This window comes from Providencia sp. PROV188, from assembly GCF_027595165.1.
GTDB lineage: Bacteria > Pseudomonadota > Gammaproteobacteria > Enterobacterales > Enterobacteriaceae > Providencia > Providencia lanzhouensis.
On record NZ_CP097291.1, the window covers coordinates 2,713,737 to 2,739,341 of the forward strand.

23 protein-coding genes are annotated in these 25,605 nt (G+C 43.2%); 7 read left to right on the top strand and 16 right to left on the bottom strand.

The features are described from left to right. Nucleotides 1-261 precede the first annotated feature (261 nt). The 6 genes from ppdD (at nt 262) to yacG (ending at nt 5,024) form a co-directional block, all read left to right on the top strand. Nucleotides 262-687, top strand: a complete 426-nt coding sequence (gene ppdD, locus M5X66_RS12505; RefSeq protein ID WP_270103606.1) for a prepilin peptidase-dependent pilin — start codon at nt 262-264, stop codon at nt 685-687. 13 nt (nt 688-700) lie between these two features. Continuing rightward, nucleotides 701-2,095, top strand: a complete 1,395-nt coding sequence (locus tag M5X66_RS12510; RefSeq protein ID WP_154600044.1) for an ATPase, T2SS/T4P/T4SS family — start codon at nt 701-703, stop codon at nt 2,093-2,095. A gap of 4 nt (nt 2,096-2,099) precedes the next feature. Then, nucleotides 2,100-3,284 (top strand): type II secretion system F family protein, encoded by a 1,185-nt coding sequence (locus M5X66_RS12515; protein WP_036951182.1) that lies wholly within the window; start codon nt 2,100-2,102, stop codon nt 3,282-3,284. Nucleotides 3,285-3,438: 154 nt separating this feature from the next. Continuing rightward, on the top strand, nt 3,439-4,044 hold the full coding sequence (coaE, locus tag M5X66_RS12520; protein ID WP_154600045.1) for a dephospho-CoA kinase: 606 nt from the start codon (nt 3,439-3,441) through the stop codon (nt 4,042-4,044). A gap of 8 nt (nt 4,045-4,052) precedes the next feature. After that, complete coding sequence (gene zapD / locus M5X66_RS12525; protein WP_036951246.1) at nt 4,053-4,811, top strand: cell division protein ZapD; 759 nt, start codon at nt 4,053-4,055, stop codon at nt 4,809-4,811. A gap of 15 nt (nt 4,812-4,826) precedes the next feature. After that, nucleotides 4,827-5,024: a DNA gyrase inhibitor YacG gene (gene yacG / locus M5X66_RS12530; RefSeq protein WP_036951185.1), complete on the top strand. Its 198-nt coding sequence runs from the start codon at nt 4,827-4,829 to the stop codon at nt 5,022-5,024. 82 nt (nt 5,025-5,106) lie between these two features. Here yacG and mutT read toward each other — a convergent pair whose 3' ends face one another. From mutT to secM, 3 genes are all read right to left on the bottom strand, one after another. Then, nucleotides 5,107-5,505, bottom strand: coding sequence for an 8-oxo-dGTP diphosphatase MutT (mutT, locus tag M5X66_RS12535; RefSeq protein WP_036951187.1), 399 nt, complete (start codon nt 5,503-5,505; stop codon nt 5,107-5,109). A gap of 60 nt (nt 5,506-5,565) precedes the next feature. Continuing rightward, nucleotides 5,566-8,277: a preprotein translocase subunit SecA gene (gene secA, locus M5X66_RS12540; RefSeq protein ID WP_036951189.1), complete on the bottom strand. Its 2,712-nt coding sequence runs from the start codon at nt 8,275-8,277 to the stop codon at nt 5,566-5,568. Between the two features lie 95 nt (nt 8,278-8,372). After that, the gene (gene secM / locus M5X66_RS12545; RefSeq protein WP_154600046.1) at nt 8,373-8,900 is read right to left on the bottom strand and encodes a secA translation cis-regulator SecM; all 528 of its coding nucleotides are present in this window, start codon (nt 8,898-8,900) and stop codon (nt 8,373-8,375) included. An 86-nt stretch (nt 8,901-8,986) separates the two neighbouring features. Here secM and M5X66_RS12550 point away from each other — a divergent pair, with 86 nt between their 5' ends. Next, nucleotides 8,987-9,508 (top strand): DUF721 domain-containing protein, encoded by a 522-nt coding sequence (locus M5X66_RS12550; protein ID WP_036951192.1) that lies wholly within the window; start codon nt 8,987-8,989, stop codon nt 9,506-9,508. 36 nt (nt 9,509-9,544) lie between these two features. Here M5X66_RS12550 and lpxC read toward each other — a convergent pair whose 3' ends face one another. The 13 genes from lpxC to ftsI all read right to left on the bottom strand — a co-directional run bounded on the left by lpxC (nt 9,545) and on the right by ftsI (nt 25,595). Then, complete coding sequence (gene lpxC, locus M5X66_RS12555) at nt 9,545-10,462, bottom strand: UDP-3-O-acyl-N-acetylglucosamine deacetylase (RefSeq protein ID WP_006660764.1); 918 nt, start codon at nt 10,460-10,462, stop codon at nt 9,545-9,547. 99 nt (nt 10,463-10,561) lie between these two features. Continuing rightward, nucleotides 10,562-11,719, bottom strand: coding sequence for a cell division protein FtsZ (ftsZ, locus tag M5X66_RS12560; protein ID WP_036951193.1), 1,158 nt, complete (start codon nt 11,717-11,719; stop codon nt 10,562-10,564). A 57-nt stretch (nt 11,720-11,776) separates the two neighbouring features. After that, nucleotides 11,777-13,033, bottom strand: coding sequence for a cell division protein FtsA (gene ftsA, locus M5X66_RS12565; protein WP_036951194.1), 1,257 nt, complete (start codon nt 13,031-13,033; stop codon nt 11,777-11,779). Between the two features lie 44 nt (nt 13,034-13,077). Further along, entirely contained in the window at nt 13,078-13,893 is an 816-nt protein-coding gene (gene ftsQ / locus M5X66_RS12570) for a cell division protein FtsQ (RefSeq protein ID WP_036951195.1), read from the bottom strand. Nucleotide 13,894: 1 nt separating this feature from the next. Beyond that, the gene (locus M5X66_RS12575) at nt 13,895-14,815 is read right to left on the bottom strand and encodes a D-alanine--D-alanine ligase (protein WP_270103607.1); all 921 of its coding nucleotides are present in this window, start codon (nt 14,813-14,815) and stop codon (nt 13,895-13,897) included. A 2-nt stretch (nt 14,816-14,817) separates the two neighbouring features. Continuing rightward, nucleotides 14,818-16,236 (bottom strand): UDP-N-acetylmuramate--L-alanine ligase, encoded by a 1,419-nt coding sequence (murC, locus tag M5X66_RS12580; protein WP_154600130.1) that lies wholly within the window; start codon nt 16,234-16,236, stop codon nt 14,818-14,820. A gap of 97 nt (nt 16,237-16,333) precedes the next feature. Then, a complete protein-coding gene (murG, locus tag M5X66_RS12585; protein WP_036951198.1) occupies nt 16,334-17,407 on the bottom strand; it encodes an undecaprenyldiphospho-muramoylpentapeptide beta-N-acetylglucosaminyltransferase in 1,074 nt (357 codons plus the stop codon). Beyond that, the gene (gene ftsW, locus M5X66_RS12590) at nt 17,404-18,597 is read right to left on the bottom strand and encodes a cell division protein FtsW (protein WP_036951199.1); all 1,194 of its coding nucleotides are present in this window, start codon (nt 18,595-18,597) and stop codon (nt 17,404-17,406) included. Before ftsW ends, murG begins: the two co-directional genes overlap by 4 nt. Further along, nucleotides 18,597-19,922 carry a UDP-N-acetylmuramoyl-L-alanine--D-glutamate ligase gene (gene murD, locus M5X66_RS12595; protein WP_036951200.1) on the bottom strand — a complete coding sequence of 442 codons (1,326 nt, stop codon included), beginning with the start codon at nt 19,920-19,922 and terminating at the stop codon, nt 18,597-18,599. Before murD ends, ftsW begins: the two co-directional genes overlap by 1 nt. A gap of 1 nt (nt 19,923) precedes the next feature. After that, entirely contained in the window at nt 19,924-21,006 is a 1,083-nt protein-coding gene (gene mraY, locus M5X66_RS12600) for a phospho-N-acetylmuramoyl-pentapeptide-transferase (protein ID WP_036951201.1), read from the bottom strand. Further along, nucleotides 21,000-22,358 (bottom strand): UDP-N-acetylmuramoyl-tripeptide--D-alanyl-D-alanine ligase, encoded by a 1,359-nt coding sequence (gene murF, locus M5X66_RS12605; protein ID WP_108478286.1) that lies wholly within the window; start codon nt 22,356-22,358, stop codon nt 21,000-21,002. The genes mraY and murF overlap by 7 nt, the downstream gene beginning before the upstream one ends. Next, nucleotides 22,355-23,842 carry a UDP-N-acetylmuramoyl-L-alanyl-D-glutamate--2,6-diaminopimelate ligase gene (gene murE, locus M5X66_RS12610; RefSeq protein ID WP_036951203.1) on the bottom strand — a complete coding sequence of 496 codons (1,488 nt, stop codon included), beginning with the start codon at nt 23,840-23,842 and terminating at the stop codon, nt 22,355-22,357. The genes murF and murE overlap by 4 nt, the downstream gene beginning before the upstream one ends. Then, entirely contained in the window at nt 23,829-25,595 is a 1,767-nt protein-coding gene (ftsI, locus tag M5X66_RS12615; protein ID WP_036951204.1) for a peptidoglycan glycosyltransferase FtsI, read from the bottom strand. The genes murE and ftsI overlap by 14 nt, the downstream gene beginning before the upstream one ends. Nucleotides 25,596-25,605 lie beyond the last annotated feature (10 nt).

The window sequence follows — 25,605 nt, forward strand, 5'->3', positions numbered from 1 at the left end:
CTATTATCTTAGCTAATGAGGGTAACCACCCCATTAGCCTCTCTTTCTGATGTGCCTCTATTTATATCAATCTGACAAACTCATTTTTATTAGAAAAAATATTCTTGATATATTTTTGCGAGAGCGCTCGAAATAAAATGAGACAACCCACCATTTGCAAGATCACTTTACAAAGCCACTCGTAACCTGAATTTTCAATTCGTATTTTCACTAAAAATGTCTTTTATGATGGAACCTCACACTATCAGAGAGGTTTTACTTATGGATCAGAAAGGATTTTCCTTAATCGAAATAATGGTTGTTATCGCAATAATTTCAATACTCAGTGCCGTTGCTATACCGGGCTATCAAAGCTATATGCAAAAAGCAGCCATGACCGATGTACTACAAACTATCTTGCCTTATAAAAACAGCGTAGAGCTGTGCAGCTTTAACCAAGGTCTTTTAGACAAATGTAATTCAGGAAAAGAAGATATACCGAGCAATATAAAAGGAAAGTATCTAAAACAGATTGATGCAAAAGCTGGTGTCATTACCTTTGTTGGAGACAAAACCTTAACAGGCCTTACGGGTATATTGACACCTACCAGCTCAACAGCCACATCGCCATTTTCATGGAGTATCAGTTGCCAAGCTGATACTAATGCGGATCTAAAAAAACTTTGTGAAAAAACACTGAGCTTCTAATTAAGGGATTAACATGCGCACATCTAGGGAAAGCCATTATATTTTCAAAGAACTCAAAGTACTTTGTGACAAAAACTATATTGTGATTATCGATCACAACGAAAAAAGATTATCCATAGCTACGATAGAAAAACCCAATGATAATTTATTATCCACATTACGTTTTATTGCCAGCGTACCTGTTTGTTATGAAATATGGGCTAAAGAAAAAATTGATCATTATTTCAATCGCCATACTTTAGAAATCAATGAAGATGAAAATGCTTATCCGACTAACACTATTGAACCTATCAACGTGCCATCTCCTGCCGTTGATTTTGTCGATGATTTATTAAAGATGGCGGTAAGAAAGCGAGCATCTGATATTCACCTTGAACCAACCAAGCATAGCCTAAAAATTCGCCTTAGAGTGGATGGGAAACTCTACGTTATTCCTTCACCACCACATGAAATAAGCAATGAGGTTATTGCTCGAATAAAAATATTGTCAAAAATGAATATTGCGGAAAAAAGAATCCCTCAGGATGGGCAAATGAACTGGAGCTTTGAGCGTAAAAACTTTAGCATCCGTCTTTCCAGCATGCCTACACTTCATGGTGAAAAATTAGTTCTGAGATTATTAAATACACAGCTGAAATACTCTCTCGAACAAATTGGAATGTGCCCGACTTTATTACCCCTACTAAAAAGCACATTACAAAAACCGCAAGGATTGATTCTCGTGACAGGCCCCACGGGTAGCGGTAAAACTGTCACACTTTATAGTGCACTGGAATACCTTAATCAAACATCAAGAAATATATCTACCATTGAAGACCCTATTGAGATCCCCCTTGGGGGGATCAACCAAACGCAAGTAAACGAAAAATACTCACTTACTTTTGCTTTTATTCTTCGTGCACTCCTTCGACAAGATCCTGACGTGATTATGATTGGTGAAATTAGAGACGAAGAAACGGCACAAATAGCTGCTCGAGCTGCGCAAACAGGCCACCTTGTTCTATCAACGCTCCATACTAATTGTACAGTCAGTGCCATTACACGCATGGAACAGCTAGGCGTTGACAGAAACCAACTTCAATCTTGTTTAAAAATGGTTATCGCTCAGCGCTTAGTTAGAAAACTTTGCACATACTGCAAACAAGAAACTGCACGTATTACTCCGATAAACCCAATGCAGAATATTAGCGAATACCACTCTACTGGGTGCGAACACTGTTTTTCAGGATTTATGGGGCGTACCGCAATTTATGAACACCTTGATAAAACACAACTCAACTTTCTATTAAAAGACAATGGTAAATTAACTGATAATTTTAAAAATCTATTTCAAGCAAGCCTTGAGCGAGTCGAAGCTGGCGAAACAACATTACAAGAAATTTATTCTGTTATAGGGCAAGGAGAGTAAATTAATGTTTGTATATCATTACACTTCACTTGAAAATAATTCGTATATAACTGATAGCTTAGTAGCAAAAAACAAGAAACAAGCTTTCTTAGTGATAATCAAACGAGGTCAAACACCAATATCAATAAAATTAAAATCTATATTTATATTGGATATGGAAAATTTAAACTACAGAATTCATTTCTTCCATCAGCTACATATACTATCTTCCTCAGGAATTAGTTTATTAAAATGCTTTCAATTACTTAAAATTAATTGTCATTTACCTTTTTGGAAAAACCTCATTAATCAGGCAATCGATGATCTAGAAAAAGGTATTGATTTTATTAAAAACCTAGAAAAACATCCGCATATTTTTAATAGTACAATAATTAGCTTGATTGTAATCGCCGAAAAAACAGGAAAATATGATGAAAGCTTTTTAATTATCAAAAATATGCTTGAAAATAACCAAAAAACATCAGTTTTAATAAAAAAAGCCCTACGTTATCCAATTACCCTCGTAGGGTTTTCAAGCCTATTACTTATCATTATGCTAGTTTTTGTCATCCCTCAGTTCGTTGAAATTTACGAAAGCTTTCAACAGGAATTACCCTCTATAACAAAGGTAGTCATTATAATATCGAATACTTTGATTGAGAATATTCAATGGATACTGTTAACACTGTCCTCAACCATATTTTTATTTATTAAATATAAATCCTTTGCATCCAAAAAACTGAGTCAGTTAATGCAATATTTTCCTTATATCAATAACATCATCAAAGCCAAAAATTTGAACATCTACTTTTTAACATTATCTTCAACATTAAAATCAGGACTGCCTCTCTTGGAATGCCTTGATTGCTCAACTAAAACGATAGTGCATCATAAATACAAGAAAGAATGCCATGAAATATATCACGCTATCCTTAGAGGAGCTTCATTATCTGATGCAATGAGAAATACTCAGTTTTTTCCAAAATTAGCAACTCAGTTAATTTCTTTGGCAGAGGAATCTGGTAAGCTAGAATATTTTACATTATATTTATTTAAGTATTACTCACAGCAATATAAGACTATTACAGAGCATCGCCTTAAGAACCTTGAACCTATATTGCTCTTATTTATAGCTATCATTATCTGCCTAATAATGTTTGCAATGTATTTACCAATATTTAAATTAGGCTCAGTCATCTCTGGAATGTAACTTATTTCCTAAAGAAAGTAGTTTAATTTGGATAGTAAAAATAGATTGGAATCACACATATATCCATAACATGATAACTTGACTCAATTGTATACAGACAAATTAAAACTTTCAGTGTAACCTGACTTATTTCCCGTGAACTAATGAATCATTTATGTCTTATATAGTTGCCCTCACAGGGGGGATAGGAAGTGGTAAAACAACCGTTGCCAACGAATTTGCTAAACTTGGGGTACCCCTTGTTGATGCTGATATCATCGCACGCCAAGTGGTTGAACCTAATACCCCTGCATTGATCAGCATTCAGCAGCACTTTGGTCAAAACATGTTAAACCATGATGGCACCTTAAATAGAGGTTTTTTACGATCAGTTGTTTTTTCCGAACCAAAAGAAAAAGCGTGGCTAAATGCACTGCTTCATCCTTTGATACAACAAGAAACACAGAAACAACTTCAGCAGGTTAACTATCCTTATGTTTTATGGGTAGTCCCCCTGCTTATTGAAAATAAAATTTCGCATTTAGCAGATCGTGTTCTTGTCGTAGATGTAACAAGAGAAGAGCAAATAGAGAGAACCATCAAACGCGATGATACTAACCTAGAGCATGTTATTAATATATTAAATGCTCAAGCATCTCGAGAAGAAAGGTTGTCGTATGCTGACGACATCATCACTAATCATACAAATAATACTGAGCTGCCAAATAGAGTTGCAGAACTACACAAACAATACCTAGCACTTGCAGCACAAAAAGAATAGGAATGAGCATGAGCGAAAAAATCGAAACGACTTTGGTTACTTATGAATATCCAATGAATGAAAAAATTCGTTCTTGGCTACGGCTTGAAACATTATTAATGCAAATCTATGAACAGAGCCATATAACTTCCTACTCTTCTGGAATCGCCTTTTTCCGTTCTGTTTCTGAACTGATTGAAATTTTAGATAGAGGTGAAGTTCGCTCTGATCTTATCAAAGAACTCGAAAAACAAAAAAGTAGGCTACTCAGTTGGGCCGATGCCCCAAATGTTGATAAAACATTAATCACCTCTCTTTTAAATGACCTAACGCCGAAAATAAGCAGTTTAATGTCCGCACCTCGATTTGGTCATCAGCTACGTAACGATAAAATTATTAGTATGGTTCGCCAACGCCTCAGTATTCCCGGTGGATGCTGTAGCTTTGATTTGCCCACCCTTCAACTGTGGCTAAATATTCCCCAATCAGATAGAGATAATGAAATCAAAAACTGGCTAAATAGTTTAGATCCACTGCATGATGCCTTACAAACCGTGTTATCACTAATCCGTCAAAATGGAAGTTTTGAATCTGCCGAATCTCACAATGGTTTCTTTCAAGGTAATGTCGAAGGAAAAGAGCTTTTACGTATTAGGTTATCGCCAGAGCATTTGATATACCCTCAAATTTCAGGACATAAAACGCGCTTTGCCTTACGTTTTCTTCATATCGATAGCGAGAATGGTATACTCCCAGACGTAATTCGTTTTCAGTTAGCCTGTTGTTAGTTTGAGAGTCCATGTATGAATGAAATTATTGAAGTCAATTGTCCGACTTGCCAAAAAGTCGTGACTTGGAATGAATCCAGCCCTTTCCGCCCATTTTGCAGTAAGAGATGTCAACTGATTGATTTAGGCGAGTGGGCCGCAGAAGAAAAACGCATTGAAAGCCAAGGTGATATCTCCGATAGCGATAATTGGAGTGAAACACCTGAGCACTAATTTCACTTTATCTGTGTTGATAATGAAAATAGCCAAATCGCTGCATTAGGCTATTTTCATCTTCATTACTGACGACTTGCTGTTATGCATCCTTGGTCAGCATATCAACAATCACGCGATTAGCTGGTGGAAACTCATCAGCGATTAAGCTTTGCTGCTCAATCCAACGTGATTTTTGCCCTTCTTTTCCATAGGGATCATTATCCCAGCCTGAAACCATAAAGAAGTAGAGCGTAATAAATCTATCGTCAAATTCATGATCAACTTGATGGAATAAATCACAGTCAATCACCGCAATACCCACTTCTTCTTCCAATTCTCGGATCAGTGCGTCCTTGGGGTCTTCCCCTTTTTCTAGCTTCCCACCAGGAAATTCCCAAAACCCGGCCATGTGTGTGCCTTCAGGTCGCTGAGTAATAAAAATATGTTTCTGAGCATTACGAATGATCCCAGCGGCAATATGCAGATGTTTTTTTTCCATAATTTCTTCACTAAAAAGGCGGGTTTCCCCGCCTTTATTGATTATTTATTGAATTCTAAATTAGTTTAAGCGGCCGTGGCACTGCTTGTATTTTTTACCGGAACCACAAGGGCATGGATCATTACGACCAATTTTATTACCTTGGGTTGCAATCTTCGCTTCTGCTTCTGTCATTAAAGATTCAGCTTCAGCTTCATGGCTTAAATGCTGTTTCTTCGCCAGACGTTCAGCTTCTTCACGACGTTGTTGCTCTAACGCTTCAACTTCTTCCGGTAAACGTACTTGTACTTTTGACAAGGTACTGATCACTTCATATTTCAATGCTTCCAACATATTGGCAAACATACTGAAGGATTCACGTTTGTATTCTTGTTTTGGATCTTTTTGTGCATAGCCACGTAAATGGATACCTTGACGTAAATAGTCCATGGAAGCCAAATGCTCTTTCCATAATGTATCCAGCGTTTGCAACATAACGCCTTTTTCAAAATTACGCATTGCTTCAGAGCTAACGATCTCTTCTTTACGCTGGTAAATTTCAATCGCTTTTTCCATGATACGTTCGCGCAAAGTTTCTTCGTGAAGTTCAGGCTCTTTGTCTAACCACTCTTGAATTGGTAAGTCGAGGTCAAAATCGTTCACTAAACGTTTTTGCAGACCATCAATGTCCCACATTTCTTCCAGTGATTGAGGCGGAATATACGCATCAATAATAGTGGTAAAGACATCCTCACGAATACTGTCTACGGTTTCTTTAATATCGCCGCCATCCAGCAATTCATTACGCTGAGTATAGATAGCGCGACGTTGGTCACTTGCCACATCATCATACTCAAGTAATTGTTTACGAATATCAAAGTTACGGCTTTCAACTTTACGCTGGGCGTTAGCAATTGCTTTTGTGACCCAAGGGTGTTCGATAGCTTCGCCCGGTTTCATACCCAGTTTTTTCATCATCCCCGTTACACGGTCTGATGCGAAGATACGCATTAAAGCATCTTCCATTGACAGATAGAAACGTGATGAACCAGCATCACCTTGACGTCCCGCACGACCACGTAACTGGTTATCGATACGGCGAGATTCATGGCGTTCTGTGCCGATGATATGTAAACCACCAGCTGCTAACACTTCATCGTGACGAATTTTCCAGTTCGCTTTGATTTCATCAATTTGTTCTTGCGTTGGGTTCTCTAACGCAGCCACTTCTGACTGCCAGCTTCCCCCTAACATGATATCGGTACCACGACCCGCCATGTTAGTTGCGATGGTTACAGCGCTTTTTTGCCCCGCGTTAGCAATAATGTCAGCTTCCATTGCGTGGAATTTCGCATTCAATACGTTATGAGCAATTTTTGCTTTAGTCAGCGCATGAGAAATTAATTCAGATTTTTCAATCGAAATAGTACCAACCAGAACTGGCTGACCTTTGGCGGTTTTATCACGGATATCTTCAATAATTGCTTCAAATTTGTCTGCTTCAGTCATATAGACTAAGTCAGGCATGTCTTTACGAACCATTGGACGGTTAGTTGGGATAACAATCGTATCCAGCTTATAGATTGAGCTAAATTCGAATGCTTCGGTATCCGCAGTACCGGTCATACCCGCTAGTTTTTCGTATAGGCGGAAATAGTTCTGGAAAGTAATCGATGCTAATGTTTGGTTTTCATTATGGATCTCAACACCTTCTTTTGCTTCAACAGCTTGGTGCAGACCATCAGACCAACGACGCCCTTCCATTGTACGGCCAGTATGCTCGTCGACAATGATAACTTGGTTATCTTTAACAATATAATCAACATCACGAGTAAACAGCGCGTGGGCACGTAAACCGGCCATGACGTGGTGCATCAGCATGATGTTTGATGGTGAATAAAGCGATTCGCCTTCATCCATTAAACCTGCTTTTGCTAGTAATTCTTCAACGAGAACTAGACCGCGCTCTGTGATTGTTACCTGACGAGATTTTTCATCAACCGAGAAGTGACCTTCGCCTTGGAAAGTGTCCGAGTCTTCTTTTTCTTGGCGAACTAATTTCGGGATCAGTTTATCCACTTTAATATACAGGTCTGAGCTATCTTCCGCAGGACCAGAAATGATCAGTGGCGTACGCGCTTCATCGATAAGAATGGAGTCCACCTCATCCACTAATGCGTAATGCAATTTACGTTGAACGCGATCTTCAGGGCTAAATGCCATGTTGTCACGTAGATAGTCGAAACCAAACTCATTGTTGGTACCGTAAGTAATATCTTCCGCATAAGCTTGGCGCTTAGCAGGTGGAGCCATACCCGATAAGTTAATACCAACGGTTAAGCCTAAAAACTCGAATAATGGACGGTTATTTTCCGCATCTCGTTTTGCTAGGTAGTCGTTCACCGTAACAACGTGAACCCCTTTGCCTGATAATGCGTTAATGTATGCTGGTAGCGTTGCAGTTAGTGTTTTACCTTCACCTGTACGCATTTCTGCGATGCAGCGCTCGTTCAGTACCATACCACCGATTAACTGAACGTCGAAGTGACGCATACCAAAGACACGTTTACTTGCTTCACGCACTGTCGCAAACGCTTCAGGGATCATATTTTCAATACTTTCGCCTTGTTTTAAACGCTCACGAAATTCTACGGTTTTGGCTTTCAGCTCGTCATCCGATAATTTCTCAAACTCAGGCTCTAGCTTGTTAATTTTTTCCACTTCTTTACGCAGACGGCGCAGAGTACGGTCATTACGGCTACCAAATACTTTGGTTAATAATTTAGTTAACATATTTTTTCTCAGGTAAATCAATTAATTATTTGAATCGATGATTTTTGACACGATGAGAAACGACCCAATGGTAGGCTTAACATCGTTAAATGGATTTAAGCAAAAAAGGGTCCAGCCCGAATGCCGTGTACCTGAGCAACCCAAATCGCGGGCTGATAAACAGTAAAGAGAGGGTAGATATGTTCGCTAGCTTGAGTCGTTGCCACATCCCATTGTAAAGATCGCTGCGCTAACATTGCGTACAGCGTATCTAACATTAATTGAGGGGCAAATAGCGTCTCTTTTTGTAGCTTACTTTTATCGGTATCTTCATCTTCTGTCGCTGAAAAGGCAAAAGTCAGTTGGCGGATAACATTACGTACCGCATGCTGCTGCCAGTAATTGACGGAGTAAGAAGATGAGGATGAAGAGCGTTGAGAATTCTGCTGAGCAAATAAGTTATCGAAAGCATTTACAGCTTGGCTTTGTCGATTGGCTGGCGCAGAATTAACTTGAGCCTGCTGAGATTCTGATAAGGCATTTAAAATTGTAGGCAAGCCAACACCCGTAGCCACAACACCTAATAACAGGTGGGACCAAAAGTATCGTCTACCTAAATGTCGCCAAAAATTTAAAATGCCCATCAAACTCTTATATAATTTATAGATTAAAGTATGATTCCCAATTATGTTCTGACATCTTTAGCAATCGCGTAAAATGAGAGTTCACAATGAGAGATAGTCATCCACAAGCACTTTTCGATGTTCTCGAAGAGTCTCTGGCAAAAACATCAAACACTTTACAAACTATTCAGCGAAATGCAAAAGCTATTCTAAAATTGAATCGTGTTGTAAAAAGTTTGCTGCCAGCGGAAATTAAACCCATGTGTCGGGTGGCAAACTACCGTAATAACATTATGGTTATCGAAGTGGCTAATGCCAGTTGGATGACCCGCCTTAACTATGAAAAAATAAACCTTCTTTCTGCATTAAGGTCGTCTATTCTACCATCTTTATCTTCCATCGACATCAGAATCAACCCCGATCTTATACGAAAATCTAAGCAAAATAGCTCATTGAATAAGCAATCAGTGAATCATAAAGAAAATCGTAATCAAAGAAAGATTAGTACGCAAACCGCTGAGCAGTTATTAAGATTAGCGAAAAAGAGTCCGAAGGGATTAAAAGAGAAGTTTGAGCGGCTGGCTGCATTAGCCGGAGAGAGTACTAATGCAACCAACAGAAAAGACTAACTCTGACTGGCAGAGATAGCCGCATAATAGAAACTATTATGCGAATACAGTCGAAGGCGCTTTGAATGCCAGAGGTAATTCAGCTTCATCTTCAAAGGTGACCAGATCCCAAGCAGATTCTTTAGCCAGAACCGCTTGCAGCAATTTGTTATTCAGTGCGTGGCCCGATTTGAATGCAGTGAATGCACCAATAATATTATGTCCACACATGAATAAGTCACCAATTGCATCGAGCATTTTGTGACGAACGAATTCATCTTCAAAGCGTAAACCATCTTCGTTGAGTACTTTATAGTCATCAACGACGATAGCACAGTCAAAACTACCGCCTAAGCATAGGCCTTTCGATTGCAGATATTCAATGTCACGCATGAAACCGAAAGTGCGCGCGCGGCTAATTTGGTTTACAAAAGATTCCGCAGAGAAATCCATTGCATAGCGTTGCGTGCTGCTATCAATTGCAGGGTGTTGAAAATCAATAGTGAAATCAAGGCTAAAGCCATTGTATGGAGACATTTCTGCCCACTTATCACCATCTTCAACACGTACAGTTTCTTTAATGCGTAAGAATTTCTTCGCACAATTTAATTCTTCAATACCGCCATCTAGCAGTAAGAAAACAAACGGTGCAGCACTGCCATCCATAATCGGGATTTCAGGCGCATTGACTTCAATAACAATGTTATCGATGCCTAATCCTGCTAAAGCAGCATTCAAATGTTCAACCGTCGAAATACGTACGTTATCTTCGTTGACTAAGCAAGTACATAACATCGTATCGCGAACTGATTTCGCATCTGCCGGAAAATCTACCGGTGGATTAAGGTCAGTACGACGGTAGATGACCCCGGTATTGGCCGGTGCCGGACGTAAAGTAAGCGTAACTTTCTTGCCGGTATGTAAACCAACACCAGTCGCTTTAATAATACGTTTAAGTGTCCGTTGTTTGATCATCGTATTTTCTCGCAATGTTATAAGTCCTACTGGCTATCTTAATTGATAACCAGTAGAAAATTTTAGCACAAAAAGCGGAAAAACCAATCTAATTAAAAATTAATCGGCCTGTTTACGCAAGAAAGCTGGGATATCTAAGTAATCCGGCTCTTTATTTACTTGTGTATTTTGGTCGTTAACGGCTTTTGCAGCTGGTTTTTCATCATTTAATGAAGACATGCTATTTTGCATTTGCTGATAGCGTTGCTCCATAGAAGCTTGTTGAGACATTTTATTGCTCACTAAAGTAATTTCTGGACGTTTGTCCATACCAATACCAGTAGCAACAACAGTCACGCGCAATTCTTCATGCATTTCTGGGTCTAAAGAGGTACCGATTACGACAGTCGCATTATCTGATGCGAATGCACGAATGGTATTACCCACTGTTTCAAACTCATCCAAGCGCAGGTCAAAACCAGCAGTGATGTTGACCAGAACACCGCGCGCACCAGACAGGTCGATATCTTCCAGAAGTGGGCTAGAAATTGCCATTTCAGCAGCTTCTTCCGCTCTATCTTCGCCACGAGCGACACCTGAACCCATCATCGCGTAGCCCATTTCTGACATCACAGTACGTACGTCAGCAAAGTCCACGTTCATTAAGCCTGGGCGAGTGATCAGCTCAGCGATACCTTGAACTGCACCTTTTAATACGTCGTTAGCCGCACCAAAAGCATCCAGTAAAGAGATACCACGACCAAGTACTTTCAGTAACTTGTCGTTAGGGATAGTGATCAGCGAGTCAACGTGCTTAGACAGCTCAGTGATACCCGCTTCCGCGAATGCCATACGCTTTTTGCCTTCGAAATTGAATGGCTTAGTCACGACAGCAACGGTTAGGATACCTAATTCTTTAGCCACTTCAGCAACGACTGGCGCTGCACCTGTACCAGTACCACCGCCCATGCCTGCAGCGATGAACACCATATCTGCGCCATCAAGAGCATTGCGCAGTGCTTCACGGTCTTCTTCTGCCGCATTACGGCCGACTTCTGGGTTTGCACCCGCACCCAGACCTTTAGTAATACCGGTACCGATCTGAATGGTTTGTCCGACTGCGGTTTTACGCAGGGCTTGTGCGTCGGTGTTGACTGCGAAGAATTCAACACCCTCGATGCGCTCGCGTACCATGTGTTCAACGGCATTTCCGCCGCCGCCGCCAACGCCGATGACTTTAATCACCGCATCGTTGGTTAGCTCCATTGGTTCAAACATAATGTCTCTCCGTTTTGTGCTTACTATTGAAGCTAATAATATGCTTCTAAATAAAAATTAAAATTCTTTTCTCAGCCAGCTGGTGAGCTTACTAAACCACCCGCTAACTGAAGCACGTTTTTCCGTCTCGGTATCATCGCCAAGGTGGCTTTCTTTACCGTAATGCAGAAGCCCTACCGCTGTGGAGTAGTACGGCTCCTGAGCATAATCCGTTAATCCTGTTATATTAAGTGGGGTACCGATTCTGACCTGTGTATGGAACACTTTTTGAGCGCATTCAACTAGCCCGTCAATCTGTGCTGCCCCACCCGTCAAAACTATCCCTGCCGCTAAGTGGTGTTTGACACCTTGCTGGCGTAACTGTTCCTGTAAATTTAAAATTTCTTCATTCACTAAATTTAACAGCTCAGTATACCGTGGCTCAATCACTTCCGCTAAGGTTTGACGCTGTAAACTTCTCGGTGGACGACCGCCAACACTCGGTACTTCCACCGTTTCATCTTTACTCACAATCGAACCGACTGCACAACCGTGACGCACTTTAATCGCTTCGGCATCTGTTGGCGGCGTACCAAATGCGTAAGCGATATCACTTGTCACCACATTACCTGCATATGGGATCACTTTGGTATGACGCAAAGCACCACCCGTATATACTGCCATGTCCATTGTGCCGCCACCGACATCAACAACACAGACACCTAATTCGCGCTCATCTTCAGTCAACACACTGTAGCTTGCAGCAAGACCGGCAAAAATAAGCTGATCAACTTTTAACCCGCAACGCTCAACAGCTTTCACAATGTTCTTTGCCATATCGTTATGGCAAGTGATCAGATGAACTTTAGCTTGCATACGAACACCAGAAAGACCGACTGGATTTTTAATGCCTTCTTGGTAGTCAATCGCGAATTCTTGCGGGATAACATGCAAAATTCGGTGTTCGTCTTTAACTCGGACAGATTTCGCCGTATGAACGACGCTGTCTACGTCTTCTTGTGTCACTTCTTCTTCTGAAATTGGCACCATACCAATTTCATTTTGGCAGCTCACATGTTTACCTGATAATGCAAGGTAAACAGAAGAAATTTGGCAATCTGCCATTAATTCAGCTTGGTCAATCGCTCTTTGGACGCATTTAACAACCGACTCAAGATCGTTAACGCCACCTTTGTCCATTCCGCGAGATGGACAGCTTCCCACCCCAATAATATTAACCATACCATCGGGCAGAATTTCTCCTACAAGGGCTGACACCTTGGAAGTTCCAATTTCAAGGCCTACCACTAATTTTCTGTCCGTTGCTTTAATCATTTGCTTCTGCCTATCTGCCTAATTTGAGTTATTAGCAATTTGTCTTATTGGAAGCCTTGCGGTGCGTCAACTAATAGAGGAGCCCACCCCACCGCTGCCCCACTGGTATAACGCAAATCAACATAGTCGACGCGTTTATCAGTCGTTTGCTGTAAGAGCGGATAAAGCTCGAGAAAACGGTTTAACCGCTCTAACACATCTTTTTTCCCAAGTTCGACTCTTACATCATTATCTAAAATAATCTGCCATGCATGGCGCGCTGTCATAGAAACGGATTTTAGTTTCAAGTTATTTTTCGCCAAAATACCACTTAGCACAGCAAATTCTTTCAAAACCTCTGTTTGGCTTCCTTGCGGACCATACAGCAACACATAATCGCCTTTACCATTTTGACTTGGTGGAAGGGTAAATACGCGCCCTTCTTGGTCGACCATGTTTTGGTCATTCCATCTTGCGTAGGGTTTGTACTCCGCAATATGGATTTTTAATTCATCCGGCCACTGTTTACGCACTGTCACTTGGCGTATCCACGGCATCATACTGATTTGGTTTTGAATCGCATTCACATCCACCGTCATAAAGGTTCCCGGCTGACCTAATGACAAAATTGCCTTTCGCACATCGTCATTGGTGGTGTAGTTACGCTCTCCCGTTAATATCAGTTTGGACATTGGCAGCCTATCGGCATCCTTCATCCAGTTCATCACAGTCCAGCCGCTCCACACAATGGTGCCGACAACCATCAGGAAGAAAATCAATCCGCCCAGAAAAGCCCCATTACTTGGTCTTGAGCGCGGATCTTCATCTTGCTGACCGCTATTGTGGTTATGATGCCTTACGTTTAACGCTGCCTGTGACATATCAACTAGCCAATTCCAAAATACGTACCACTAACTGCGAAAAATCCAAACCTGCTTGACGCGCAGCCATTGGAACTAAACTGTGACTGGTCATTCCTGGCGAAGTATTTACTTCGAGCAAATAGAATTCCCCGTCACTATCTTGCATCACATCAACCCGTCCCCAGCCACGACAGCCTACCGCTTGATAAGCTTGCATTGCGATATCTGCCAGTTTCGCTTCAAAGTCGCTTGTTAAACCACTTGGGCAGAAATATTGAGTCTCATCGGACAAATATTTTGCTTCATAATCATAGAAAATACCCGGTGGCTGAATACGAATCGAAGGCAAAACTTCGTCCCCCAGTACCGCTACCGTATACTCAGGACCACTTAACCACTTTTCAATCAACAATGTATCGTCAAATTGGAAAGCAAGCTCAATGGCTTCTGGCAGTGCATCCAGAGCATCAACTTTGCTCATTCCAACACTGGAACCTTCCAAACTCGGTTTAACGATAAGTGGCAGTCCTAAGTGCTTAACTTGCTGAGCTAACTGCTCTTTTTTAATATTAGTATATTTCTGCTTGTTAAGTGAAATATATGGAGAAACACTTAGTCCAGCACCTTGCCAAAGTTGTTTGGTGCGTAGTTTATCCATACTCAGTGCAGATGCCATTACGCCACTGCCGGTGTATGGAAGCCCGAGAAACTCAAGCATTCCTTGGATCGTACCGTCTTCCCCGCCACGACCATGTAAGGCGATAAACGCTTTATCAAACCCAGCTTCTTTTAATGTCACAACAGGAAAATCTTGGGTATCAATTGGATGTGCATCAACGCCCGCTTGGCGTAATCCCGCCAATACAGCATTGCCAGACTGAAGTGACACTTCACGTTCAGCAGATGTGCCGCCAAAGAGAACCGCGATTTTTTCTGTCATGCTTATTCCTCAACCATCGGTGGCTGTAATTTCGTTTCTGCTAGGTTTTTGGCTATTTTACCAATATTTCCTGCGCCTTGAACTAAAATTAAGTCGTTATCATCAAGAACTTGTGCCAGCATATGTGAAACTTGTTCAGGTTCTGCCACAAAAATAGGGTCAACCTGCCCACGACCGCGGATTGTACGACATAATGAGCGGCTATCAGCTCCTGGAACTGGCTTCTCACCCGCAGAATAAACTTCCAGCATTAGCAAGACATCTACCTGCCCTAGCACGTTTGCGAAATCATCGTATAAGTCACGAGTACGCGTATAACGATGAGGCTGGAAAACCATAACGATACGTTTATCTGGCCAGCCTGCGCGAGCGGCTTTAATCGTGGCATCCACTTCTGTTGGATGGTGACCATAGTCATCCACCAGCATCACTTCGCCTTCTTTACCATTCACATTACGCAGCGCGTAGTTACCTAGGAAATCGAAACGACGACCTGTTCCTTGGAATTCCACGAGTGCGGACAGAATGTGTAAATCGTCGATACCTTCTTCGGTTGCTACCGCAACCGCTGCCGTTGCATTGAGCGCATTGTGGCGACCAGGTGCATTTAGCACAACAGTTAATTCTGGCATGCCTTCACGAGCAATCGTGAAAAAGCCTTGATTCCCTTTTTGCTCGTACTTGGTGATACGAACATCCGCATCGTCACTAAAGCCGTAAGTGGTAATGTAACGACCGATTTTTGGTAATAATGAGCGGATCACTGGGTCATCGATACACATCACTGCACGGCCATAGAATGGCAAGTTATGCAGGAAGTTGATGAAGGTATCTGTCAGGTTTTCAAAATTGCCCTGATAGGTATCCATGTGATCAGCTTCAATATTTGTCACAACTGCAACAAGTGGCTGTAAATGCAAAAATGATGCATCACTTTCGTCCGCTTCAGCGATTAAATAACGGCTGCTACCTAAGCGAGCATGGGTTCCCGCTGATTTCACTAATCCGCCATTCACAAATGTTGGGTCTAAGCCCGCTTGAGCGTAGATCCCAGAAATCATTGCCGTTGTCGTTGTTTTACCGTGAGTTCCCGCCACTGCGATACCATGACGGTAACGCATTAATTCAGCCAGCATTTCAGCACGGCGAATCACTGGGATACGCAGCTCTTTTGCAGCTTGAATTTCAGGGTTCTCTGCAGAAATAGCCGTAGAAACGACTACCACACTTGCATTTTCAACGTTTTCAGGACGATGGTTAAAATAGATAGTGGCGCCTAACTCAGTCAGTTGCTGAGTCACTGCATTAGGTGCTAAATCTGAACCACTAATTTCATAACCTTCGTTAGCCAACACTTCAGCGATACCACCCATGCCAGCACCACCGATGCCGACAAAATGAATGTGCCGTACTCTACGCATTTCTGGCACCGATGTTCTTAATTTCGCTAACTGTTGTGTATTCACTGTATTTCGCTTCTCTATAAATTCTGTCTACATTCTATTTTGTATGGTCAGGCTATTTCGCAACATCGCAAATAACCGCCGCAACACGTTCGGTTGCATCCGTGATGGCACAGCTATAGGCTTTATCTGCCATCGACAATAATTCGGCTCTATCCCACTTGTTGAGTAACTCAACAACAGCTTCGGGTGTAAATTGCGGTTGTTCAATAATCTTCGCAGCCCCTGCTTGTTCTAAAGGCAGTGCATTCCAATATTGTTGGCGGTCTTTATGCTGGAAAGGAACAAAAATCGCAGGTAAACCTGCCGCAGCTATCTCACTGACAGTTAATGCACCTGAACGACAAACCACAATATCAGCCCATGCGTAAGCTTGCGCCATATCATCAATAAATTCAGTCACTTTAAACTCAGAATTGCCTGAATTTTGCAAGCAATCATTATACAGTGCTTCTGTCGATTCCTTACTGCCTTTTCCAGCCTGATGCCAGATATTTAACTGTTTGCTCACATTTCCAGCGACTACAGGCATGACTTGATTTAAAATTCGTGCCCCTTGGCTACCACCTACAACTAATACGCGTATCGCGCCTTCACGACCAGCTAAGCGCTCTTGTGGCGCTGGCAATGCCAATACATCTTCACGCACAGGGTTACCTACAACGGGTGCCTCAGGGAATGCGCCAGGGAAAGCTTGTAAAACACGTTTAGCGATTTTTGATAACCATTTATTGGTTAATCCCGCGATCCCATTTTGTTCATGGAGAACAACAGGGACGCCACATTGCCAAGCCGCGATACCGCCGGGGCCAGATACATAGCCGCCCATACCAAGAACGGCATCAGGTTGATAGCGCTGAATAATCGCTTTCGCTTGGCGAATGGCTTTATAGATACGCCAAGGTGCACCAATTAATGCACCAATGCCTTTGCCTCTTAAACCCGAGATCTGAATAAACTCAATATCAATACCGTGTTTCGGTACTAAGGTGGCTTCCATGCGATCCGCAGTACCTAACCAGCGAATTTCCCAACCTTGAGCCTGCAAATAATGCGCCACAGCTAAGCCGGGAAAAACGTGTCCCCCAGTTCCGCCTGCCATAACGAGTAATTTTTTTGCCTGACTCATTTGGAACTCCTTACAAACGCCTGAGCTTTCTCAAGTCGTGTTTCATAATCAATTCTAAGTAACACAGCGATCGCCGCTGACATCACTAATAAACTCGACCCCCCGTAACTGATTAACGGGAGTGTTAAACCTTTCGTTGGCAACATGCCTGCCGCAGCTCCCACGTTAACCAATGCTTGGAAGGTAAACCAAATACCGATGGCACACGCGAGATATCCACCAAATAATTGCTTTGTCAGTAGCGCTCTACGTCCTACCATCATCGCTCTAAACGCCAGCATGAATACCATCAGTAACACCAGAACCACACCTACATAACCCAGCTCTTCAGCTAGTACGGAGAAAATAAAGTCAGTGTGTGCTTCCGGTAAATATTCTAATTTCTGTACTGAGTTGCCCAGACCTTGACCAAGTAGCTCGCCTCGACCAAACGCCATCAAAGATTGTGTTAACTGATAGCCACTACCAAACGGGTCATCCCACGGGTTTAAGAAGGATGTTACGCGGCGCAAACGATACGGTTCAAAGACAATCAAAGCCAGTACGCCTACACCACAAGCCGCGATACCGATGATAAACGGCGCTAAACGCGCACCGGCTAAAAACAGCAACCCTAACGTAGTCACAACCAGTACAACTACCGTTCCTAAGTCTGGCTGCAACAGCAGCAATAACGCCATCATGATCAAAATACACATCGGTTTTACGAAGCCGAAAAACTTGGTGCGCACTTCATCTGACTTACGAACTAAATAGCTGGAAACGTAACAAAACAACGCGAATTTCGAAATTTCTGCGGGCTGAATTTTCACAATACCGATGTCAATCCAACGTGATGCCCCGTTGACGGAACTACCAGCCACCAGCACCACTGCCAGCATGCCCAATGCGCCCATCAGCAAAATAAAACTGTATTTTTCCCATGTTGCCATCGAGACCCGCATTACCCCTAAAACCAGAAGAAATGCGACGACCAAATACACCACGTCACGCTTAGCAAAATAGAATGGGTCATCCGTTAATCGTTGTCCTACAGGCATCGATGCGGAGGTCACCATAATGAAGCCGATTGCCGCCAGACCGAATGCTAACCAAACCAATGTACGGTCGTAGAGCGTCGTGCCTGAAATCACGCCATTCTTTTCACCGATGATCCAGTTTTTTAAACGCAAAGCACCCGGTATGGTCATTAACCTAACTCCTTAGCGAGTTGAGCAAAAACATCACCTCGCTGCTCAAAACTTTTGAACTGATCTAAGCTGGCACATGCAGGGGATAACAGCACCATGTCGCCCGATTTTAACAACGGCGCAATTTGGCGCATACTCTGTTCCATCGTATCTGTCAGCACAGATTTTTCTGGTGCGAGTTCTGCTAATTGCTGACCGTCACGACCAAAACAATATAAACGGTAGTTATCTGCCGAAATGTATTCTTTGAGCGGAGAAAAATCAGCTGACTTGCCATCACCACCCAACAATAAGTAAATGTTACCATCCACATGTAACCCATTGAGTGCAGCTTCTGTACTGCCCACATTGGTCGCCTTCGAGTCGTTGATCCAACGCACACCGCGATTGAAAAAGACCAGCTGGAAGCGATGAACTAAACCGGCATACTCTTTTAAGACTTTAAGGCTCGCATCACGCGGGATTGCCACGGTATCAGCTAAGGCTAATGCAGCCAGTGCATTCATATAGTTATGCTGCCCAGTCAGATGCATTTGCGCCACATCCAACACCTCTTCACCTTGAGCAACTAAGACACGTTTTTGCGTATCAAAGTAGTAATCACCGCTATTTAAACCAAAACTGGTGTATTGGCTAACACTCTGGTCATGTGGGAGCGTTAGCGGGTCTTGCGCGTTCACAATACAGTGTTGCGCATTATCATAAATACGTAATTTTGCTGCGCGATATTGCTCAAGCCCCAATGGATAGCGATCCATATGATCTTCAGTCACATTCAACACGGTAGCAGCTGCTGCACGTAGGCTAGACGTAGTTTCCAATTGGAAGCTAGACAGTTCCAACACAAACAGGCTATGCCCTTGATTGAGCAAAGAAACTGCAGGAATACCAATATTCCCGCCCACACCAACGGAAATTCCAGCTGCTTTCGCCATTTCTCCCACAAGGGAAGTTACCGTGCTTTTACCATTAGAACCTGTGATTGCGACAATCGGCGCATCCGCCTCACGGCAGAACAGCTCAATATCTCCCACAATTTCAATACCGTTGCTTGCAGCTTCCTGTAACTGTGGCGTTGCTAACGCAATGCCTGGGCTGGCAACAATCAGATCCGCTTGTTGCAGCCATTCATTATTTAAGCTGCCACTATGACAAACAACATTCTCAGGCAGTTTATCAACACCAGGTGGCACAGCGCGGGTATCCATCACGCGAGGAACAACCCCACGAGCAAGGAAAAAGTCAACGCAGGAAAGCCCGGTTAAACCTAAGCCGATAATCACTACGTTTTTACCCTGATACTGCTGAGCCTGTGAACCAATCATCTTAACGCACCTTCAATGTTGCTAGTCCAATCAGAACTAACATGAGAGAGATAATCCAGAAACGCACGATAACGCGTGGTTCCGGCCAACCTTTCAATTCATAGTGATGGTGAATTGGTGCCATACGGAAAATTCGTTGACCACGTAATTTGAAGGAGCCAACTTGTAAAATCACCGACAGTGTTTCAACCACAAACACACCGCCCATGATCACTAATAAGAATTCTTGGCGCAGTAAAACAGCGATAGTTCCTAATGCTCCACCTAATGCCAAAGAGCCTACATCACCCATAAATACTTGTGCTGGGTAGGTGTTGAACCATAAGAAGCCTAAACCTGCCCCAACAATCGCCGTACACACAATCACTAATTCCCCCGCGTGCGGTAAGAATGGAATGTGTAAATAGTTAGCAAAGTTAACGTTACCCGTTGCCCATGCGACTAACGCAAAACCTGCGGCAACAAACACGGTTGGCATAATCGCTAAACCGTCTAACCCATCGGTTAAGTTAACGGCGTTACTGGTTCCAACGATAACGAAGTAAGCCAGTAAAATGTACAGCACACCTAATTGCGGCATCACATCTTTAAAGAATGGAACCACTAACTGAGTTGCTGGTGTATCTTTACCAATCGCATACATAGAGAATGCAACAACGAGCGCCAATACTGATTGCCAGAAGTATTTCCAACGTGCAATCAAACCACGGGTGTCTTTTCGAACGACTTTGCGGTAATCATCAACAAAACCAACAATACCGTAGCCCACTAAAACCAGCAGCACACACCAGACGTATGGATTATCCAAACGCGCCCATAACAGCACTGACATGCAGATAGAAAATAGGATTAAAATCCCACCCATCGTTGGCGTGCCACGTTTACTAAAGTGAGATTCAGGGCCCTCGTTACGTACCACTTGCCCAATTTGCATTTTTTGCAAATAAGCTATCAGGTGCGGCCCCATCCACAGAGCAATAACTAATGCTGTCAGCAAACCGACAATGGCTCTGAACGTCAAATAGGAGAAGACGTTAAAAGCAGAAAATTTATGAACCAATAATTCGGCTAACCAGACTAACATTCGAAGCACTCCTTCAATGCATTCACGACATCTTCCATCGCGGAGCTGCGTGAACCTTTAACTAAAATAGAAACAACATCATTCTGCTGTGCTAGCGGAATTAGTCGGGTTAATAAATCTTGTTTCGCGGTAAAATGCTCACCACGTTCGCTAGATTGGCTAATGATTTCGCTTAACTGTCCAACACTAAGAACTTTATCCAAACCCGCTTGCTTCGCGGCTAAACCAACACGTTCGTGGCACTCATGGGCATAATCACCAAGCTCCCCCATGTCACCGACAACCAAAATGCGATAGCCCGGCATTTTCGCCAGCACATTAATCGCTGCAATCATCGAACCATCATTGGCATTATAGGTATCGTCCAGTACGACTTTCGTCTCACTTAAACTCACTGGGAATAAACGCCCAGGTACCGCTTTCGTGGTAGCTATACCTTGTTTGATATCTTCTAAGGTTGCTCCCACAGAAATGGCTAATGCACTTGCCGCTAAAACATTGGCAATGTTATGTACACCCGGTAATGGCAATGTGATCTCAACCTGCCCTACCGGCGTATGTAGCGTAAAATCAGTTGTCAGCTGTTTGATTTGAATATCTGAAGGATAGAAATCCGCTTTTTCAGTCAGCGAGTAATACCAAATGGTTTGACGAGGGTTAAATTGCCACTTATCCGAGTAGCTATCTAAGTTCACAATCGCCGTGCCTTCATCTGGCAGACCTTGGTAGATTTCACCTTTGGCTTTAGCAACGCCTTCTGGGGAACCAAAACCAGCAAGATGCGCACCAAATAAGTTATTCACTAATGCAGTTTCTGGCTTAACGATATTGGTTGTGTATTCAATTTCATGTGGGTGATTAGCCCCCATTTCGATCACGGCAAATTGGTATTCATCCGTTAAACGGAACAGCGTCAGTGGAACACCAATATCATTATTCAAGTTACCTGCGGTATATAAGGTTTTACCGCGTTGCGCCAGAATCGAGGCAGTCATCTCTTTCACGGATGTTTTGCCGGAAGAGCCAGTCAACCCAACCACTCTCGCTTTAGATTGTTGGCGAACCCAAGCGGCGATTTGCCCCATCGCGATACGCGTATCTTCAACAATCACTTGTGGGCAGCTCACTTCCAGTTGATGGTCAACTAACAGTGCTGCGGCACCCGCATCCACCACTTGAGCGGCAAAATCATGGGCATCAAAACGCTCGCCTTTTAAGGCAATAAACAGGCAGCTAGCGTCGATTTTACGGCTATCGGTACTCACGTTTAATAACGCTAATTCGTTATTGCTCGCTTTTTCAATACGACCGTGAGTGATTTGTGCCAGCTGGGTTAAGGTCATCGGGATCATGCCATCACCCCCAACAATCTTGCGACAGTCAAGCGGTCTGAATAATCTAAACGGCGAGAACCAATAATTTGATAATCTTCATGACCTTTACCCGCCACTAAAATCACATCATCAGGTTGTGCTTGTAAGATAGTGTTGGTAACGGCTTCTGGGCGCCCTGGGATCGCAAATACGCGGCTAGAATCCAAAATACCCGCCATGATGTCGTTGATAATATCCAGCGGATCTTCGCTGCGAGGGTTATCGTCGGTGATCACGACTTTATCAGCGTATTGTTCAGCAGAAGCACCCATCAGAGGGCGTTTGCCTTTATCTCTATCACCGCCACAACCAAAGACACACCACAGCTTGCCTTTACAATGTAAACGCGCAGCCGCTAACGCTTTTTCTAATGCGTCAGGGGTATGAGCATAATCCACAACCACAGTTGGTTTGCCTGCAACGCTGAAAACTTCCATACGGCCACAGACTGGCATTAATGCGCCGGTTGTCGCTAAAAGCTTCTCTAATGGATAATCCATCATCAATAGCGTCGCCATCGCCAGCAATAAGTTGCTTACGTTAAACGCCCCCATTAATGGGCTTTCAAACGAACCTTCACCCCAACTTGACATGAAATGAATAGTTGCGCCTTTATCGTGATAATCCACGTCGGTGGCTTTTAACCATGGACCTTGCCAGTTAGCTGGAATACGATTCTCCATCGTCACCGCACAAGCTTGCGGCAAACGCTGCAACCACTTCAGCCCGACTTCATCATCAGCATTAATAATTTGAGTTTTGGTTTGATGAGTAGAAAACAGTAACCATTTAGCGGCTTCATAGTTAGCCATATCACCATGATAATCAAGATGATCACGGCTTAAGTTAGTGAACACTGCCGCATCAAATTGCAGCGCAGCAACACGACCTTGCACCAAGCCATGAGAAGAAACTTCCATCGCCGTCAACGTCGCTTTTTTATTCAGTAATTGAGTCAGTTCTAATTGGATATCAACAGCGGAGCCTGTGGTGTTCTCGCTTGGAGAAACTTGCCCCAGTAGCCCATTACCTACCGTTCCCATTACTGCTGATGTTTCGCCTAATCCTTTTGCCCATTGCGCAATTAATTGCGTGGTGGTGGTCTTACCGTTGGTCCCCGTCACACCCACTAATTTCATTTGGGATGAAGGTTGATGGTAAAACTCACCCGCTAATGCGGATAAACGATTGTTTAGGTCGTTAAGATAAATGACAGGCACACCATGAATAAAGCGAATTTCGCCTTCTTCTGCTTCGCCTTGTGCTTCTGCGATAACCGCAGAAACCCCTTGTGCGATAGCTTGAGGAATATAGTGTCTACCATCTGACTGATGGCCTTTTATAGCAATAAACAGATCGCCCGCGGCAGCCTTTCGACTGTCTAGCGTCATCTCTCGTAAAGAGATATTTGTTGTACTCACACCAAATGGGGCGAGGAGTTCACAAAGATTACGATCTGCCACTTTTAACCTCTTTTTGACTGTTCACGATTTCACTTTTATCGTCTGTTTGCAATGCATCAGGCTCGACGTTCATGAGACGTAAAACCCCGCCCATGATAGAACCAAAGATAGGTGCAGATACTGCACCTCCGTAGTACTTACCGGCTTTTGGATCGTTGATTAACACAACGAGGGCATAGCGCGGGTTGCTTGCGGGAGCAACCCCTGCGGTATAAGCGATATATTCATTGATATAGCGCCCTTCAGGTCCGACTTTTTTCGCGGTACCTGTTTTAATTGCAATACGATAGCCTTTAATTGCGGCACGTGTTCCCCCGCCACCTGGCAGAGCAACACTTTCCATCATATGCACAACGGTGCGCATTATTGGCTCAGGAAACACTCGCGTCCCCGGAACAGGCGGGTCGACTTTAGTAATCGATAACGGGCGATATATCCCAAAACTACCGATCGTTGCATAGGCACGCGCAAGTTGTAATGGAGTCACCATCTGCCCGTACCCGAAAGAAAAGGTGGCCCTTTCTAAATCTGACCACCGTGTTTTTTTACTTGGAAAGATGCCACTACTTTCCCCGACTAACCCCAGATTAGTCGGCTTGCCAAACCCAAAGCGGCTATACACGTCCACCAGCTCTGTAGCAGGCATCGCTAACGCTAATTTTGAAACACCAACGTTACTCGACTTCTGTAAAATACCCGTAATGGATAACTCTGCGTAACGCGCAACGTCTTTGATTTCATGACCATTAACGCGGTACGGATAGGTATTTAGTACGGTATTTTCTTTTATAATTTTGTTTTGTAGCGCACTCATGACGACAAGTGGCTTCACGGTTGAACCCGGTTCAAAAATATCCGTGATAGCACGGTTACGCATGAAATCCATCGGCGTACCCGCGAGATTATTTGGGTTATAGGATGGACTGTTTGCCATCGCTAAAATTTCCCCAGTATTCACATCCACCAGGATTGCCACACCGGACTCAGCTTTGTTCTCTTGAACGCCTTTCGTCAGCTCGCGATACACAATAGATTGAATACGCTCATCAATACTGAGCATCAAATTATGTGCTGCTTGGCTATCGACGGAAGAGACGGTCTCAATCACGCGTCCATTACGATCTTTACGTACCGTACGTTCACCCGGAGAGCCTTTTAACCAACGGTTAAAGCTTTTTTCTACCCCTTCAATGCCTTCACCATCGATATTTGTTACGCCTAATAAGTGGGCTGTAACCGGACCTGATGGGTAATATCGGCGAGATTCTTTACGTAAATAGATCCCCGGAACTTTTAGTTTGCGGACATATTCACCGATGGAGGGGTTAACTTGACGAGCGAGGTAAACAAAGCGCCCTTTCGGGTTAGCAGAAATTTTGGTGGTGATTTGTTCAAGAGGAATATCTAATGCATCGGCGAGCGCTTTCCAGTGTTCATCGTTACTTACGCCGCCTTTTTCAAAGACTTCTTTAGGATCAGCCCAGATAGCGTTAACCGGAACACTGACTGCTAATTGGCGACCTTCACGGTCACTGATCATTCCTCGAGCCGTTGATACTTCTTGAACGCGAAGGGAGCGCATATCTCCCTCTTTAACCAGTTTTTCAGGGGCAATAATTTGTAGGTACGCAACGCGAGTCAACAACCCTGCTAGTGCCAACCCAATACATCCACACAACAAAACAAAACGCCAGCGAACAAAGCTGGTGACTTCTTCTGTTTTCTTGTTCTTAGCGGGTTTGGTTGCTTTCATTCTTAACCTT